Source organism: Pseudomonas lurida, from assembly GCF_002563895.1.
GTDB classification, from domain to species: Bacteria; Pseudomonadota; Gammaproteobacteria; order Pseudomonadales; family Pseudomonadaceae; genus Aquipseudomonas; species Aquipseudomonas lurida.
In genome coordinates this window covers 3,384,725-3,402,494 of record NZ_PDJB01000001.1, presented here as the reverse complement: position 1 = coordinate 3,402,494, position 17,770 = coordinate 3,384,725, and the positions used below count along the sequence as shown (strand labels likewise).

The 17,770-nt window shown below is 61.7% G+C and carries 11 protein-coding genes; 6 read left to right on the top strand and 5 right to left on the bottom strand.

Annotation, left to right across the window (positions count from 1 at the left end; translation table 11 throughout):
• Nucleotides 1-98: 98 nt before the first annotated feature.
• Nucleotides 99-1,214, bottom strand: coding sequence for a Gfo/Idh/MocA family protein (locus tag ATH90_RS15225; protein ID WP_098466656.1), 1,116 nt, complete (start codon nt 1,212-1,214; stop codon nt 99-101).
• A 307-nt stretch (nt 1,215-1,521) separates the two neighbouring features.
• On the opposite strand from ATH90_RS15225, the gene ATH90_RS15220 reads away from it, so the two are divergent.
• Nucleotides 1,522-2,550 (top strand): WD40/YVTN/BNR-like repeat-containing protein, encoded by a 1,029-nt coding sequence (locus tag ATH90_RS15220; protein ID WP_098466655.1) that lies wholly within the window; start codon nt 1,522-1,524, stop codon nt 2,548-2,550.
• Between the two features lie 16 nt (nt 2,551-2,566).
• Nucleotides 2,567-4,942: an efflux RND transporter permease subunit gene (locus tag ATH90_RS15215; RefSeq protein ID WP_034106147.1), complete on the top strand. Its 2,376-nt coding sequence runs from the start codon at nt 2,567-2,569 to the stop codon at nt 4,940-4,942.
• 36 nt (nt 4,943-4,978) lie between these two features.
• On the opposite strand, the gene ATH90_RS15210 is transcribed toward ATH90_RS15215, so the two are convergent.
• Entirely contained in the window at nt 4,979-9,871 is a 4,893-nt protein-coding gene (locus ATH90_RS15210) for a dermonecrotic toxin domain-containing protein (protein ID WP_098466654.1), read from the bottom strand.
• Nucleotides 9,872-10,012: 141 nt separating this feature from the next.
• Between ATH90_RS15210 and ATH90_RS15205 the strand changes: the two genes are divergently transcribed.
• The 4 genes from ATH90_RS15205 (at nt 10,013) to ATH90_RS29730 (ending at nt 12,094) form a co-directional block, all read left to right on the top strand.
• Entirely contained in the window at nt 10,013-10,300 is a 288-nt protein-coding gene (locus ATH90_RS15205) for a DUF5629 family protein (protein WP_034106143.1), read from the top strand.
• Complete coding sequence (locus tag ATH90_RS15200; protein ID WP_034106141.1) at nt 10,287-11,462, top strand: lactonase family protein; 1,176 nt, start codon at nt 10,287-10,289, stop codon at nt 11,460-11,462. Before ATH90_RS15205 ends, ATH90_RS15200 begins: the two co-directional genes overlap by 14 nt.
• A gap of 156 nt (nt 11,463-11,618) precedes the next feature.
• Nucleotides 11,619-11,798, top strand: a complete 180-nt coding sequence (locus ATH90_RS15195; RefSeq protein ID WP_016980181.1) for a hypothetical protein — start codon at nt 11,619-11,621, stop codon at nt 11,796-11,798.
• A gap of 170 nt (nt 11,799-11,968) precedes the next feature.
• Nucleotides 11,969-12,094, top strand: a complete 126-nt coding sequence (locus tag ATH90_RS29730; RefSeq protein WP_266020360.1) for a hypothetical protein — start codon at nt 11,969-11,971, stop codon at nt 12,092-12,094.
• A 69-nt stretch (nt 12,095-12,163) separates the two neighbouring features.
• Here the strand turns inward: ATH90_RS29730 and ATH90_RS15190 are convergent, their stop codons facing one another.
• Genes ATH90_RS15190 through ATH90_RS15180 form a run of 3 tightly spaced genes read right to left on the bottom strand, consistent with a single transcriptional unit; the run spans nt 12,164 to nt 17,633 of the window.
• Entirely contained in the window at nt 12,164-12,760 is a 597-nt protein-coding gene (locus tag ATH90_RS15190) for a glutathione S-transferase (protein ID WP_098466653.1), read from the bottom strand.
• A complete protein-coding gene (locus ATH90_RS15185) occupies nt 12,757-16,395 on the bottom strand; it encodes an AAA family ATPase (protein ID WP_098466652.1) in 3,639 nt (1,212 codons plus the stop codon). Before ATH90_RS15185 ends, ATH90_RS15190 begins: the two co-directional genes overlap by 4 nt.
• A complete protein-coding gene (locus tag ATH90_RS15180) occupies nt 16,392-17,633 on the bottom strand; it encodes an exonuclease SbcCD subunit D C-terminal domain-containing protein (protein WP_098466651.1) in 1,242 nt (413 codons plus the stop codon). Before ATH90_RS15180 ends, ATH90_RS15185 begins: the two co-directional genes overlap by 4 nt.
• Between the last annotated feature and the right edge of the window lie 137 nt (nt 17,634-17,770).

The window sequence follows — 17,770 nt, the reverse complement described above, 5'->3', positions numbered from 1 at the left end:
GTGACCCAAGTGTGGGAGCTGGCTTGCCTGCGATAGCGGTGTATCAGTCACATCGCCATCGCAGGCAAGCCAGCGCCCACAGGGTTCGGTGGTGTGGTTTAGAGTGCGTTCACTGTTACCCAGCGTTCTTCGAGGGCAGCCACGCGAATCGCCGTCGCCAGCCGCTCCACCTCCCACGCCGCGTCGAAATCAGTGCCGTCCGTGCCTTGCCCGGCCACAGCCATGATCAATGCCTGCACCTCCAGCGTCTTCAGTTCGTTGTACCCCAACTGGTGCCCCGCCGCCGGGCTGAACGCTGCATAACCCGCAAGGGCCGGGCCTGCGAGTAAACGCTGGAACCCATCCTGCCCCGCGCGACACACCCGCAATTCATTCAAGCGCTCCTGGTCAAACGCCAGGGTGCCTTTCGTTCCGCTGATCTCGAAGCTCAGGTGGTTCTTGTAGCCATGCTTGAGCCAACTGCTGCTCACCGTCCCGCGTGCACCGTTGGCGAAACGCAGCAGGGCATGCACCTGGTCATCCACGGCGATGGCTTTCAACTCGGCGCTGCCTTTGATGGCCGGGCGCTGGGCGTGAACGGTTTGTGTGTCGGCACATACACTCACCACGTCACCGACCAGATAACGCGCCATCGACAACAAATGACTGCCCAGGTCCGCCAGGGCGCCGCCGGCATGCTCCACTTCGCAGCGCCACGACCAAGGCGAGGCTGGGTCGGCCATGAAGTCTTCGCTGAACTCGCCCTGGAAGCTGATGATCTGGCCGAGTTCGCCGTTGGCGATCATCTGCCGTGCCAGCGTGATCATCGGATTGTGCTGGTAGTTGTAGCCGACCCGTGTGACCACGCCCGCCGCACTGGCGGCGCGGCGCATGGCGTCGGCTTGCTCCAGGCTCACGGCCAGGGGTTTTTCGCAGTACACCGCCTTGCCGGCGGCAATCGCTGCCATTGCCATCGGGTAGTGCAGGTGGTTGGGGGTGGTGATGGCCACGACGTCGACGCTGGGGTCGTTGATCAGCGCCTGCCAATCGCCATGGGCCTGGGTAAATCCCCAAGCCGTGGCGCAGCGCTGGGCGCGTTCGGTGTCAGCATCGGCCAGGGCGGCCAGCTTGAGGTGCACCGGCAATTCGAATACCGCGCGGGCGTTATTGAAGGCCAGGGCGTGGGCACGGCCCATGAAGCCTGTGCCGATCAAGCCGATTCCGAGTTCACGCATCGTCGTGGTCCTTTGCATTATTGTTTTCAGATGGCCTATTAATGGAATAAAAATTCTCATAACTCAATAGATGGAATAAAAATTCATTAAATCCACGGCGATCACCCCCGCGAATGCAGCTACATTCACCATGCGGCCAAATGCCTTCAGTTAACAAAAGATAACGTAGCGCCGATTGTCAGACGATTCGAAAGCCCGATAGGATGGCCCCTGCTTCCTCCAGGCGCTCTAGATTGCAGGTTTCAAGGCCCCGGAAGGCAGGCGATAACAATAATAAATGGGAGAAAGGTCTATGAGTGAGCCTGTCATGGGTTGGGTTGTTTGCCGCCCACGCGCCGCACGCAGGGTTGCGTTGGTGGCCGCAGCGCTCTCGCTGTTTGGCGCTGTCGCCTTGCCGACAGCTGTCCAGGCTGCCAGCGATACCACATTTGCGATTGAATCCCCCAAGGCCGCCAAAGGCCTGATGATCGACGTGGTCCACGCGGGCAAGCGCCTGGTGGCGGTTGGCGATCGCGGGCACATCCTTTATTCCGATGACCAGGGCAGCACCTGGACCCAAGCCAAAGTCCCCACCCGGCAACTGCTCACGGCCGTGTTTTTCGTCGATGACAAGCAAGGCTGGGCGGTCGGCCATGATGCGCAAATCCTTGCGAGTGCCGACGGCGGTGCCACCTGGACCCAGCAATACCAAGACCTCAAGCGTGAAGCCCCCTTGCTCGATGTGTGGTTCAACGATGCCAACCACGGCCTGGCCGTGGGCGCCTACGGTGCGCTGATCGAAACCACCGACGGCGGCAAGACCTGGGAAGACGTCAGCGACCGCCTCGACAACGAAGACCAGTATCACCTCAACGCCATCGCCCACATCAAGGACGCCGGCCTGTTTATCGTCGGCGAGCAGGGCAGCATGTTCCGCTCCCGGAACGACGGCCAGACCTGGGAAAAGCTCGAAGGCCCTTACGAGGGCTCGCTGTTTGGGGTGATCAGCACGGCGCAGCCGCAAACACTGCTGGCGTACGGCTTGCGCGGCAACCTCTATCGCTCCACGGATTTCGGCAGCACCTGGGAGCCAGTCGAACTGAACGCGGCGCGGGGAGCGCTGGAGTTTGGGCTGTCGGGTGCGACCTTGCTGGAGGACGGCGCCATCGTCGTCGTGGGTAACGGCGGCAGCGTGGTGGTCAGCCACGACGATGGGGTGACCTTCAGCGTGTTCAACCGTCCGGACCGTATTTCGCTTTCGTCCGTCACGGCGGCAGGCAACGGCAACTTGATTCTGGCCGGGCAGGGTGGTGTGCGTGTTGCCACGCCAACTGGCGCTGAACCGACAAAACAATAAGAAGGGCGGGGATAGAATGAGCAGTCATCACAACGATAAAGCGACCTTTCTTGAGCGCCTGATCTTCAACAACCGCCCGGCAGTGATCGTGATCTGCCTGCTGGTGAGCATTTTCCTGTTCTGGCAAGCGACGTTGATTCGCCCGTCCACCAGCTTCGAAAAAATGATCCCGCTCAAGCACCCCTTCATCGAAAAGATGATGGAGCACCGCAACGACCTGGCCAACCTGGGCAATACCGTGCGCATTTCGGTGGAAGCCAAGGACGGTGACATCTTCACCAAGGAATACATGGAGACCCTGCGGCAGATCAACGACGAGGTGTTCTACATCTCCGGCGTCGACCGCTCGGGCCTCAAGTCGCTGTGGAGCCCCAGCGTGCGCTGGACCGAAGTGACCGAAGAAGGCTTTGCCGGCGGTGAAGTGATCCCGCAGAGCTACAACGGCTCGCCGGAAAGCCTCGATCAGTTGCGCAATAACGTGCTCAAGTCCGGCCAGGTCGGGCGCCTGGTGGCCAACGACTTCAAGTCCAGCATCGTCGATATCCCGCTGCTGGAGTCCTACCCCGACCCGCAGGACCAGGGCAAGTTGCTGGCCCTGGATTACCGCAAGTTCTCCCACGAACTTGAAGACAAGATCCGCGACAAGTTCGAAGCCCAGAACCCCAACGTCAAGATCCACATCGTCGGTTTTGCCAAGAAGGTCGGTGACCTGATCGACGGCCTGGTGATGGTGGTGATGTTCTTCGGCGTTGCGTTCGTCATCACCTTGATTCTGTTGCTGTGGTTCACCAACTGCCTGCGCAGCACCGTCGCGGTGCTGAGCACCACGCTGGTTGCGGTGATCTGGCAACTGGGGCTGATGCACTTTTTCGGTTTCGGCCTCGATCCGTATTCGATGCTGGTGCCGTTCCTGATCTTCGCCATCGGTATTTCCCACGGCGTACAGAAAATCAACGGTATCGCCTTGCAGTCCAGCGAGGCGGACAATGCCCTGACGGCTGCGCGGCGCACTTTCCGGCAACTGTTCCTGCCGGGCATGATCGCGATCCTGGCCGACGCGGTGGGCTTCATCACACTGTTGATCATCGACATCGGCGTGATCCGTGAGTTGGCGATCGGCGCATCCATCGGCGTGGCAGTGATCGTGTTCACGAACCTGATCCTGCTGCCGGTGGCGATTTCGTATGTCGGTATCAGCAAGCGCGCCATCGCCAAGAGCAAGAAAGACGCGAATCGCGAACATTCGTTCTGGCGCCTGCTGTCGAACTTCGCCAGCCCGAAAGTTGCACCGATCTCCATCGCCCTGGCGGTGGTCGCCTTTGGCGGTGGCCTCTGGTACAGCCAGAACCTGAAGATCGGCGACCTGGACCAGGGCGCGCCGGAACTGCGCCCCGACTCGCGCTACAACAAGGACAACAACTTCATTATCAGCAACTACTCCACCAGCTCCGACGTGTTGGTGGTGATGGTCAAGACCAAGGCCGAAGGCTGCTCACGCTATGAAGCCATGGCGCCCATCGACCAGTTGATGTGGAAGATGCAGAACACCGAGGGCGTGCAGTCGGCGATCTCGCTGGTGACCGTGTCCAAGCAAATGATCAAGGGCATGAACGAAGGCAACCTGAAATGGGAAACCCTGTCGCGCAACCCGGACGTGCTGAACAACTCCATCGCCCGCGCCGATGGGCTGTACAACAACAATTGCTCGCTGGCGCCGGTGCTGGTGTTCCTTAACGACCACAAGGCCGAGACCCTCGACCGTGCGGTGCATGCGGTGCAGGACTTTGCCAAGGAAAACAACAAGGACGGCCTGGAATTTATCCTCGCCGCCGGCAACGCCGGCATCGAGGCCGCCACCAACGAGGTGATCAAGGAATCGGAGCTGACCATCCTGATCCTGGTGTACCTGTGCGTGGCCACGATGTGCATGATCACCTTCCGTTCCTGGGCGGCGACCCTGTGCATCGTCTTGCCGTTGGTACTCACCTCGGTGCTGGGCAACGCGCTGATGGCGTTCATGGGGATCGGCGTCAAGGTCGCGACCTTGCCGGTGGTGGCGCTGGGCGTGGGGATTGGCGTTGACTACGGTATCTACATCTACAGCCGCCTGGAAAGCTTCCTGCGTGCCGGCCTGCCGCTGCAAGAGGCGTACTACCAGACCCTCAAATCCACCGGTAAAGCCGTGCTGTTCACCGGCCTGTGCCTGGCAATTGGCGTGTGCACCTGGATCTTCTCGGCCATCAAGTTCCAGGCCGACATGGGCCTGATGCTGACCTTCATGCTGCTGTGGAACATGTTCGGCGCGCTGTGGCTGTTGCCAGCGCTGGCGCGGTTCCTGATCAAACCCGAGAAACTGGCGGGGCAGAAGGGTAATTCGTTGTTTGCCCATTGAACCGGGGCGTGAGGGCGTTTTCGCCCTCACGCTCTGTCACTGGCTGGCGCGTGGTGCCTGCACGATCGTCAGGAATATCTGGTCCACGGGCGGTGTGATCAGCACGTAGAGAATCTGCCTGATCGGTTCGGCGGACGGCACCGCCTGCTGGCGTAGACGCGCCTGTACGTGGTCCTTGAGCAAATCTTTCTGCGTGTATTTACGCTGCTCCGCCAGCTTCAGGTGAGCCCGGGTGTACTGCGCTGGGGGGGCGTCGGCGCTGGCGTAGTGAAAGTGCGCATACCACAACACCGCCGGCGGCTTTTTAGCCTTGTCGTATACCGCATACTCGGTGAAGAAGTCGCCGCTGAGGGTCGGACGTTGCGGGTCGGCCAGGCTGGTCAGGTTGATATCGATCTGTTTGTGCTCCCAGAGATAACGGAGGCTCTGCTGCGTTGGCCATTGCCGCTTGTAGGCCTCACTGCACACCCGCTCTGCCAACCGGGCCATGTCCCGGGCGTGCGCCCTGTATTCATCGATCAGGCCCTGCACCGCGACGTTTTGCTCCCGGTGGTCGCGTACCAATTCATCGGCCAACGCCGTGAGTTTTGCGGCTTGGCCCGTGAGTAATTCATCCCAGTCGCCCGGGTTGACCTGTTGACGGGTCTGCGGCGACTCGAGTTTTTTCTGCTCGGCCGTTATCAGTTGCTCAATGCCCTTGCGTTGTCCGATCAGGTCCTGGGCCAAACCTTTGAGGGTTGCCAGTGAGCGACCCCGCGGTTCGCTTATTGGTGGGGCTGACTGTTCCCCCACCGTCGTTGCCCAACCATCCTCGTAGTGGTTGAACGAGGCGATGGTTTCACCGGTCAGGGGGTCGGTGAGGGTGAAGTGTGCTTGGGTGTTCTGCGCATCGGCAGGCTTGAGCTCACCGATGAGGTAAGCCTTTTTACGGGTCTTGAATACGCGCTTGGCCGGGTTTTTGGGGCGCAGGGTCTTGGACAGCGGCAACTCGACGTCCAGTTCTTCCTGTTTGCGTACCACCGCCTCCAGTTCGCTTTGCGCCAGCGCCTGGGCATATTCAAGGCCCGTCAGCAGGCGGTCGGCCTCCGGACGCAGGCGACTTGGGTTGAGGGCCTTGAGGGCACGAATCGCGTCCGCGTGGCGGTTGTACTGCTCAAGCACCGACTCGTAGACATTGCGTTGTTCAGCAAGCGGGTACTCGGCGCCGCTGCGCACGTCGACGTGAGACTGCAGGGCTTGCGCCAGGTCGTTCAGTTTGGCGCGATTGAGGTAAAACTCCTCTTGCGGCGACAGCAACCTGTCGGTTATCGCCACGCTGGAAGCGGCGAGGTAATTCAGGGTATTGAGTTTCAGGTTGCTGGAGAAGAAATTCTCCGGGTACTGGATCTGCGCCAGGCATTCCTGGCGCAGGACCCGCCCCGCCAACGAGTCGTGCTCCAGCTGTTCAAGTGTTTGCTCCATTGCCGCAGAGACCTCGGCCATGTGCTCGCGGATGTTTGCCGATTCAACGGCATTGCTGATGTATTCGTCGTAGACGGCGGGGTCGCTGCGCAGATTGTCGACAGCCATCCTGTGCGCCATCTCCGCCATGGGCTCGCCCGCGCTGGAGACGCGCATGGCGTTAAACCGGTCCAACAGCAGGGTGTGGATGGCCGTCTGTTGATCCCAGATGGTCCCCAGGATTTTGGCGCGGTCACGGACGTGCGCGCCGGCGCCGCCTACCTTTTCCAGTTCCTGTCCCACCTTGAGCATTTCCAGGCGCGGGGGCAGTGACTGGGCAAATTGATCTTCGAGGTTTTGCAGCAGGATCGTAAATTCGGTGCGTTGTGCCTGGTGGGCCAGGGTCTCCGTCTGGTGCCGTGCTTGCAGCGCGGGCTTTTGTTCGGCAGTCGCCTTTTTCAAAAGAGTCCAGATCAACTTCACGGTCTTGCGTTGGTTCTTCAAGGCCGTGGCTGCAGGTAACATTTGCTCCATTGAGGCCAGGAACGGTGCCTTCAAATAATCTATTTCTGTGTTGAGCGCTTGCGCGCGTTCAACCAGTTCGGTTTTTTTGCGCTGGTTTTCCTCGCGTAATGCCGCCATCCGCTTGGGGCCGCCGCCCAACAGCTTGAGGCCGCGGTCCAGGGTCCAATGGCCCTTGCCGTCGGTTTTCAGCTTGATACCGGGGTGGTCGATTTTCTCGGGGTGGATGATAAACACGTCGCCAACGCCCGCAACGATACTGGCCCTGAACAGCAAGCCACCGACCGAGGCATGCCAAAGGCCGTTGATGTTGTACAAACCCTGATGACTACCGATGCTGACCGGCGCAGGTGCGGGATCAGGCCAGGGAATGTTGAATGCCCGCAGTTTCTCCAGCAACTTGGCCGCCGCACTATCGCCTGCCAGGGAGAGATCATAGTCCAGCAGCGTACGGCCACCTCCGGGGGGCTCGGAGGGCAGGCCGACCGTGCCGCGCTCAACCATGGCCGCCTGGCCGGGCAGGGCAGGCCTGGGCGGCAAGCGCTTCAGCACCCGCTCATCCTCCGGCAGGCTATCGGCAGGCGCGCCGAGTGCGCCCTGGTGCACCAGCAGCATGCCGATGTTCAACAACAGGTCTACCCAGGCCAGCTCTTTCGCCGTGGGGTCATCACTTTCCAGCGCCGGCAAGTCCTGCGTGAGGCCCTGCACCAGTTGCATCAACCAGCCTACCGCCGCCAGCGGTCCGCGCACCGCCATCAACAGCGTGTTGAAACCCAGTTGCATGCCTTCCAGGATCAGTGCCCAACGGCTTTCGCGGTTGGATGTCGACTCGCGCTCAGCCTGGTCCAGCAACTGCCGGGTTTCACTGCCGAACAGGTATTCCATGAGGCGGCCATTGCCCAGCGCTTGGAGGATTTCGTCATGGCATTCGTCGCTGACGGCTGCCAGCGTCGCAGGCTTGGGCACGCTGGGCAGGGGGGCGAAGTCCGAGCCCAGGCCAACCCGCACGTAGTGAGGCTGGCTGAAGCCACCGTTGCTGTAGATCGCCCGGGCCGTGTCCGGCAACCAGGTCAGCACGCTGTCCTGCAGGACGCCGGGCTGCACGATGGCCGCCAGCAGGTGTGCACGGCTGGCGAATTCCAGCAGCGCATCGCGATAGGCCGGTCGGTACAACAGGTGCGGGCCCCGCTGTGGGTCGAGGGGTTCGATGATGAACATGTTGTGCGCGACATCTGCAGGGGCGCCCGGTTTGCGCACAAACCCCAGCCTGCGCATGACGATGGCGTGCCCCTCGACCTGGCGCCCCAGAGGCTCGGGGCTGAGCACTGCATTCACACAGCGGACGCCGCTCAGGGTCAGGCCGGCTTCGCCCTTGATTTTGAGTTCCAGCGCCTGGGTTTTCAGGTGAACCGGACGTTGTAGCTGGAACAGCTTCTGGCGTTTCAGCGCGGCGTCGGTGTCCCCCATCAGTTGCTCGCGCAAGTAGGCGGGGTAGTTTTTGCCGATGTCGACACGCTGGACCAGTTGATCAATGTAATCGGCGGTCAACCATGGCTCGATCACCCGGCCCGCGCGGTGGCGCAGGGTCATGCGGCCGGTGGGCTTTGCGCAGAGGTTTTTCACGGCCAGGTCGACCAGGCTCATGGACTCGGGTTCGACATAGCCGCCCTGCAGGCTGCCCACCGCGACGTGAAACGTCAGTTGCAGGTCGTCGGCGTTGTAGCCTACGGCCAGGTCGTCGCAGATGCGTGAGCCGGTCAAGGCCAGGTTGCGGTCCAGGCACAACTGATGATTCAAGTGCGCGGTGGCGTAACTGCGCAGCGTTTCCAGGCCCTCGAAGTCCGAGTCGCCTAGGGTCAGGCGGCGAATGCCGGCTTGCTCCAACAGGCACTGGCGGTAGGCCAGGCGGTCGGCGGCGCTGGCATGTTGCAACCAGCCGGGCAGGCCGGCCTGGATCGGCGCCAAGGTTGCCAGGGGCGTGGGGGCCGAAGGCGTGAATAAACGTGCCGGGTACGTCACCTCGGCAAACAGCTGCTCCAACGCCTGCACGGTGCAGGTGCCGGGCAGTTGGATCGCGGCGAGGTCATCCAGTTGCCGATTGGCAATCAGCGCGGCTTGCACCTCAAAGATATCGCCATCGGGTTCGTACTGTTGCCAGGTGATCCTGTCGACGCTGTAGCGCCGTTGCAAGCGTGCGCCCCACGCCTTGCCGAAGGCATCGAGGTCGGCGAACACCTCGATCTGGCCCGCCACGTGACACAGCAACACGTGCGCCTGGCAGACCACCAGCAGGTCGCTGGCTTGCAACGTGATCCGCCGGCCCGCCTGCTCCAGGTGGGTCTCCACGGTATAGGCGTGCACGGCACGCTCGGGCCAGGGGCGGTGTGCGCGCGCAGCGCGGTCGGGATAGCGAGCCAGTGTGTCGAGGGTTTTCAGCACTGGCGTCGCGCCATTGGCCTGGCGAATCGCCGAGTCGAGCAGCGTGCCTCGCAGGACGCCGGCCAGCCATAGCCAACGACTGCCGCCGGCACCACTGTCCTCACTCCAATACGTGGCCAGGGCGTCTTGAAAGCCGATGTGCAGTATGGACGGCAGTTCTCGGATGAGGGTTTCGATCACCTCAAGGTCGTAGTCACGCGGCCCATCGGCTTCAAATCCAAGCCGAGAACCGGTGGCCCCGCTCAGGTAGCCATCGAGGCCGTGGCGTGTAGACAAGTCGGGGAAACTGCCATCGGCCATGTGGCTCAGCGCCACTTCCAGCAGCGGCAGGAGCACGCGGCCGCCGCCTTCACGGGGCACGGCCAGTCGCAGTTCATCAACGGGGTAGGTGAGTGGCGGGTATTTTCCCTTCAACTGCTCGGCCAGCAACTGCCGGGTCACTGAGCGCAATGTCGGACGCGTGCGAAACTGGGCCTCAACCGCTTGTCGGGTCGGGTGTGCGGCGAGGAGGGTATTCGGGTCTGTCATGGGTATTCCTTTACAGGGGATAAAGACACGCCCGTGCAAGGTAATGCGCTGCGTTGCGGCCAGGCGGTAGCGGGTTATGGTTTTAGGCCCTGGCAGCAAACTGGCCTATGATTAGCCCTTTGAACCTGATGAAAGACTGTGATGACTGATAATTTGCCTGCCGTCCTTGAAACCTCCGACATGCTTGAAATCGATGGGCTGCACGCCTTCGACTTTGAACTCGGCAAAGAAAAACTGCTGATCACTGCCATGGACGGCCGCGCGGAAAAACGCTGGAGCTTCAGCCTGGAGCAAGTGCAGGCCGCCACCTTCGATGACACCTTGCACAGCTGGACCCTTACCGGTGATTCGGGCGAGCACCGCCTGATCTGCATGAGCGCCTTCACCGGCAACAATAACGACGAGGATGAAGCCGATGATGATGCGTAAATTCTGGCCCCTGCTGATGGCAGGGAGTGTTGGTGCGATGTCGGCGCAGGCCGCACCAGCCGAGACCTACGAGTTGCTGGTGGGCAGTTACACCGCCGGCACCAGCGAAGGGATCTATCGCCTGCAATTCGACAGCCGCAAGGGCCAGTTCAGTGGCGAGCCGGTACTGGCGGCGAAGGCTGCCAACCCGTCGTGGCTGACGGTCTCCAAGGACCAGAAACACCTGTTCGTGGTCAACGAAAACGGGCCGGGCCAGAAGGACTCGGTTGGGCGCGTGAGCAGCTACAGCATTGATCCGCAGAACCATCAGCTCACCTTGGTCAACCAGGTGCAGAGCCTGGGCAGTGAACCGACCCATTCCAGCGTCGCCGCTGACGGGCGCTATCTGTTCGTCGCCAACTATTCGGTGCTCGAAGACCCGGGCGGCAGCCTGGCTGTTTTGCCGGTCGACGCCACGGGCAAGCTGTCAGCCCCGGTGCAACTGAGCGGGCACCCGTCCAGCCGCGTGAACCCTGAGCGCCAGGCGTCCAACCACGTGCATTCGGTGGTGTCGTCGCCGGATGGCAACTATGTATTCGTCCAGGACCTGGGCGCAGACAAGGTGTTTGCCTATCACTACGACCCCAAGGCCAACCCTGAGCTGCCCTTGACCCCGGCCAACCCGGCCTCGGTGCAATTGCCACCGGGCAGCGGGCCGCGCCACTTGCTGTTCAGCGCCGATGGCAAGCATGCCTGGTTGACCACGGAGATGAGCGCACAGGTGGCGGTGTTCGATTACAAGGACGGCCAGCTGACCCAGACCCAGCTGGTGGACTTCGCCGCCGGGCAACCGGTGTCCGACAAGGCCGGTGCTGCGTTGCATGCATCCAGTGATGGCAAGTTTCTCTACGTGAGCAACCGTGGCACGGCCAATCAGCTGCTGGTGTTCAGCATCGATCCGGCGACCGCGCACCTCAAGGAGCTGCAACGCCGCTCCGTGGAAGGCGACCATCCGCGCGAGTTCACCTTGGACCCAAGCGGCCGGTTTTTGCTGATCGCCAACCAGAAGAGCAATGAAATCGTGGTGGTCGAACGTGACCCCAAGACGGGTCTGCTGGGCAAAACCGTGCAGAAATTGGCGATTGATGCGCCCAGCGACCTCAAGTTCCTGGTGCGTCAATAAGCCACAGGCCCCGCAGTGCGGGGCCTGACCCTTGGTATTAATTCTATTAATAGCGGCTACTGTTTCAAAGCATTTCTATGGTGCTGCCCTCGGGCGTAAGTTTGGTTCCAAGGCCTTCCCCGGCCACTCAACCAAACGAACACAAGGGTTACCGACATGAATCTGAATCTCTTCTCCATCATCGCCGCTTCCGCTGTTTCCGCCACTGTCGCGCTGCCAGCTGCGGCCAGCGTGGAAGTCTCCGGCAAAAAATCCAGCACCAGCGCCTACACCCAGAAATACCTGCAGCAAAGCGCCAACTTCTACGCCGCGCTGGATCACAAGACTCAGCAATGAACGTTGAATGACCCTGCACTCAAGCAGACGCCAAACCACTGGAACGAAGCCCGGCTCGTTCGAGTGGTTTGGCGTTTGTGCGTCTGCTGAATAAAAATGATTGATATCACATTGCCATGTGTTTAAATTTGACGCTCAAATATTGACGCCTTTTCCCTGGAATCGACAGCATGGCACTCCGACTCGCCGCAGTAATCCTGTTCCTCTATTCCGCCCCCATCCTGTCCTCGGTGCAAGGGGTGGACGGTGAGCCGGATATGGCCCGTGAGCGATTGCTGAACCTGGTCGAAGGCTGATCCGGACTTTAAGAACGCTCTGTTTTTGCGCAGCCAGTGCGGTGAGCGGTTCGAGGACCACTGCGCGCGTCATGCGGTCTTCGCCATCACCCCGATGAACAATGGCGATTGCAGAAACGCTTCCAGCCAGCGCTGCAGCCGAGGGTAGGGCGCACGGGCAAACCAGTCCCGATCCACATGGGCAAACTGGCGCACAAACGGCGCCAGGGCCATGTCCGCCAGGCTCGGATGATGGGCCAGCAAGTAGGCGCGGTCCGCCAGCAACCCCTCCAACTTCTGCAAGAACACTTCTCCCTCGGCCCGATAATGTTCCATCGGGTATTCCGGGTAGCGTTCGGCGTACTTGTATCGATCCAAGTGATACTTGAAGCCCTGGTCATTTTCGTCGATCAACGCGAGTACTGAAGGATCACCCTGCAGCCGCCAATTATCCGGATCGTGCTGGGCCAGCGCCCATTGCATGATCGCCAGGCTTTCGTCGATCACCTCGCCATTCACACTCAACACCGGCACCGTGCCTTTGGGCGAGAGTGCCAGCATCTCGGCCGGCTTGGCCTTGAGGCTCACCTCGATGATGCGTACGCAGACACCTGAATAACGCAACGCCAGGCGCGCACGCATCGCATACGGGCAGCGCCGGAACGAATACAGCAGCGTCTCGTTCACTTGACCTCCAGGGTACTCAGGCCATTCCCCTGGCGCTTGACCTGGATCTGCACCGGGATGCGCTCGTGCATTTCCTGCACATGGGAGATGACCGCCACCTTGCGCCCTTGGGCCTGCAAGCCGTCCAGCGCGTCCATTGCCAATTGCAGCGATTCCGGATCCAGGCTACCGAAGCCTTCATCGATAAACAGCGACTCGATCTTCAGTGTGCTCGAGGCCATCGACGCCAGGCCCAAAGCCAGCGCCAGGGACACCAGGAAGGTTTCGCCGCCGGACAACGAATGCACCGAGCGCAGCTCATCGCCCATTTCCGTGTCCATCACCAACAGGCCGAGCATGCTGCCACCGCGCTTGAGGCGGTAGCGGCGCACCAGCTGGCGCAGTTGCACGTTGGCGTGGTGCACCAGCAAGTCGAGGTTGTAGGCCTGGGCGATCTTGCGGAAGGTGTCGCCGGTGGCCGAGCCGATCAGTGCATTCAGGCGTGCCCAGCGTTGCCACTCGTCATAGGCCTTGGCGATCTGCTCGGCAAAGGCCTGGTTGGCATCCTGGCGGCGCTGGTCTTCGGATTGGCGCGCGCGCAACTCGGCACACTGTTTCTCGCTCTCAACCACCTGCTGGTTGAACGTGGCTAGGGCACTGTCCAGTGCCTCGGCGTCGAGGTTGCCGTTGTGCAGGGCCTGGTGTTCGGCGAGGCGTTGTTCGCGCTCTTGCAGCAACACCTTGGCCTGTTCGACGGCTTTTTCGCTGTGCTGCAGCTGCTGGCGCAGTTGGTTGACCTGGGCGTCATCGTAGCCGAGCAAGCGGTCGAGGCCGGCGTCGTCGAGTTCCGGGTGCAGGGCGCGCCATTCGTTGATACGCGTGTCGAGGGCGTATTGTTCGGCCTGCAACGCCTGCTGGCGTTCCTGCAGGGCCTTGAGGTCGGCGGCCAGCTGGATCAGCGCGTTATGGAGTTCTTGCAGCTGTTTGCTGGCATCGCTCTCGCTTTGGCGTGACTGAGTCACCGCCTGATCCAGGTGGTGTTGCCATTGCTCGGCGCTGCTGTGCTCGCCGAGCAACGCGCTGAGCTTTTCCTGGGCTGTCTGCTGCTGGACGGTGAGCTCGGTGACCTGCTGAATCAGCGTATCGAGCTGTTGCTGGCGATGCTGCTGATGGGTCTGCTCCTTCTCGATCGCCTGCTGGCGTTCTTGTTGCTCGGCCAGCTCGTCACGTTGATGGCCCAACTGTTCAAGGCGCTGGCTGACTTGCTGGTCTAACTGCATGAAGGTGGCTGCCGGCTCGGTGCGCAAACCTTCCAGGGTGTGTGCCGGTAACAGGTTGGTGAACGCGTTGAGCTCCTGCTCAAGGCGTTCGCGGTCGGTGGCCAATTCGCGCTGCTGGTCGAGCAGCAATTGACGGGCCTGCTGGCTTGCTTCCTGGGCGGCTTGCAACTGCTGCTGCAGGCGCCCGGCATTTTGTTGCAGGTTGAGCAGGGCGCCCTGGCGTTGTTCGTCCTGGGCGATGCTTTGGGTCAGTTGGCCCAGCTGTTGATCAAGCCAGGCGCCGCGCTTGGCTGCGTCCTGATTGAACAGCGCGGTAGCCAGTGGGTGCGCGTCCAGGCTCGGCTTGAGGGCTTGCTGTTGCGCAATCAGTTGCTCTTGCTGCTGCAGGTATTCCTTCTGCTGGGCGATCAGGCCACCCACTTCGCCGCGCAGCTCGGTGAGTTTTTCCTTGAGGGAGTCCACGACTTTCTGCGCCGAGGCTTCTTCGTTTTCGTCATGGCGACCGAGGCTTTGCAGCAGGGCTTCGGGCTGGTGATACGGGTGTTCATGGCTGCCGCACACTGGGCAGGGCTGGTCATCCTGCAACTGCTCGCGTAACTCCTCGACGCTCGCGCTACGGGCAAGGCGCTGGCGCTCCAACAGCTGTTTGGTCACGGTCAGCGTCTGCTCGGCAACGGTCAGTTCCGCCTTGGTTTGCAGGCCGGTCTGGTTCAGTTGCTCGCGTTGTTGCGCGGCGGCCGTCAGTTTTTGCGTGAGGGCGGCGGCGTGCTGGTCCAGCTGTTGCTGGCTGTCCCACAAGCGCGTCAGGTCTTCGAAGGCGCGTTGCTGTTTGCGATTGTCCTGCAGCAGGCTGGCCAGTAACTGGATCTGCTCGGCCACGGCATGGGGTTCGGCACCGGCCTCCTGGTACAGCAGGTCCAGGGCCTCGCGTTGCCGGGTGAACTGTTCGGCGGCGTCGGTGGCGCGTTGTTCCAATTGCGGCAGTTCAGCCTGGCCTTTGTTCAGGCGATTGCCGATCAGCATGAGCTGTTGCAGACGGTCGCGGTAGGCGCTCCAGGCCTCGCTCAGCGGGGCGAGGGCGGCGCTGTGATCAAGCTCGGTAGCCAGGCGTTGCAGGCGTTCGGCGACATGCTGCTGTTTTTCCAGCAGGCCATTGAGCAGCGATTGGCCTTCGGTGCAGGCATTGCCCTGCTGCTGTTGGTCCTCGGTGCGCTTGGCCAGCTCCTTGGTCAAATGGGCCAGGGTGCTTTGCGCTTCAAACGCCTGGCGCAGCAGAGGCACGGCATCGCCCTGGTGTTTCAGGGCCGTGGCCAGCGCGCTTTGCGCAGTAGCTTGTTGTTGCTGGGCCTGCGCCTGGCGGGTGTGCAGGTCGGTTTGTCGTTGACTGTGCAACTGAATTTGCGCGGCCAGCGGGGCAAGCAGGGTACTTAGCTCGGCCTGGCGTGCGAACTGATGACGGTGCGGCGCCAATTGATCCAGGCGGCTCAGGTCCTGGCGTTGTGGGGCCTGGTTATCCCAATCCTGCTGCGCTCGTTGCAGCTGTTCGGTAGCGTCGCGTTGGCGTTCCTGCCATTCGCGCAGCTCCTTGAGCCACGTGTGCTGCAACTCCAACTGCTTGAGCTGGGCTTGCTGGGTCTTGAGGTGGTGTTGCGCCGCGTCGAATTGCTGATCCAGTTCGACCCGCGCTTCGGGGGCCAGGGGCACCACGCCGGTGGCTTGATCCTGCAACTGCTTGTGCGCGTCCCTGGCCTCTTTGGCCTTGTCGAAGGCGCGCCGCCCGAGTTGCGTGTACAGGGCCGTGTCGGTGAGCTTCTCCAGCAGTTCGCTGCGCTCGTTGTCGTTGGCCTTGAGGAAGGCGCTGAACTCGCTTTGTGCCAGCAGCACGGCGCGGGTGAACTGTTCGAAGTTCAAGCCGAGGGCCAGTTCCAACTGGGTCTTGTACTCGGTTTTCTGGCTGGCCAGCAGTTGGTCGCTGTCCAGGTCGAACAGGCTTTGGCGGCTGTTCTGCAGCTTGCCGCTGGCCTTGTCGCGGGCGCGATTGGCTTCCCAGCGTGCGCGATAGCGACGGCCGTTGACGCCGACAAAATCCACCTCGGCATAACCGCCGCCGGTGCCTCGGCGCAGCAGCGTGCGCGGGTCGCCGATGGAAATATCGCTGTCGGCATCCGGCATCTTCGCCTGGCCGGTATCGCCCAGGCGCGGCACCGCGCCAAACAGCGCCAGGCACAGCGCATCGAGCAGGGTACTTTTACCGGCGCCGGTCGGCCCGGTAATCGCGAACAACCCGGCACTGGCCAGGGGCTCGGCGGTGAAGTCGATCTCAAACGGGCCTGCCAAGGAGGCGAGGTTCTTCAGGCGGATGGCAAGGATCTTCATGGCTGTTCGCCCCCCTGTTGCACTTCCTGAAGCAGCACGGCGAAGTCCCTCAACGTCTGTTCATCCACTTCGCTGCCGTAGCTGTCCTGCCAGGCACGGCTGAACAACTCCTGTGGGGTAAGCTGGTCGAGTTCGATCAGGCGCTCATCGTCCGTCTCGTCGCTGCCGCGTTTGCCGGCGTATTCGGCGGCAATGCGCACCAGGCGCACGGCTTTGCCTTGCAGGGCGGCTTCGATTTGCTGGCGCAGGTCGGGTTGCGGCTCGTCGAGGCGCACCCGCACTTCCAGCCAGGGATGGCGCTGGGTCTCGGCCAGCAGGTCGACGTCTGGCAAGTCGGCCAGCGCCTTGAGGATCTCCGTCAACGGTGCGGCTTCCAAGCGTTGCAGGTCAACCGAACGGGGGATCAGGCGCGGTTCGACACTCACCAGGCATTGGCCCTGGAAGGTCACATCAAGGATTTGGTGCTTGTAGCCGATTTCGGAAAACGACAAAGGAATCGGCGAGCCGCTGTAGCGAATGCGCTCTTCGCCATTCACCTTTTGCGGCTTGTGCAAATGGCCGAGGGCAACATAGCCGATACTCTTGTCGAACAGCTTGGCGGGCAGCGCCTCGGCATTGCCGATGATCAGGCTGCGCTCGGAGTCTTCCGACACCGAGCCGCCGGCCATGTGCGCGTGGCTGATAGCGATCAGCGCCTGGCCTTTTTTGCGTTTGGCGTTGGCGGCGGCGATCAACCCTTCGTGTACCTGGGTGATACCGCGCAGGTAGTCGTCACCCAAGTGTGCACCGGTGACTTCCGCCGGGCGCAGGAAGGGCAGGGCCAGGCACCAGGCGGCGACCTTGCCCTTGGCATCCTGCAGGGGAATCAGCAGACGTTCGGCATCCAGTTGGCCGTCATCCAGCCACAGCACACGACCCAGCGCATGGGTGCGCAGGCGGCGCATCAATGGCGCGGGCAACTCGATACGCGAGCCGGAGTCATGGTTGCCGGCGATCATCACAATCGTCAGCTTCGGGTTTTGTTCATGGGCGCTGATGATGAAGTCATACAGCCGCTCCTGGGCCTTGAGCGGCGGGTTGACCGTGTCGAAGATATCGCCGGCGATGAGCAGCACATCCGGGCTTTCGGCGTTGAGTTGACCCAGCAGCCACGCAAGGAAACAGGCGTGTTCGAAGTCGCGTTCCTGGCCATGGAGGTTTTGGCCCAGGTGCCAATCGGAGGTGTGAAACAGACGCAAGGCGAACTCCGTGCAGAAGATGAAAAGGAGAGGAGTTTACCTGTGTGGGCGCTGGCTTGCCCGCGATGCGGGTGGGTCAGTCGAAAAAACTGCGAGATGACACACCGCCATCGGGGGCAAGCCCCCTCCCACAAGGG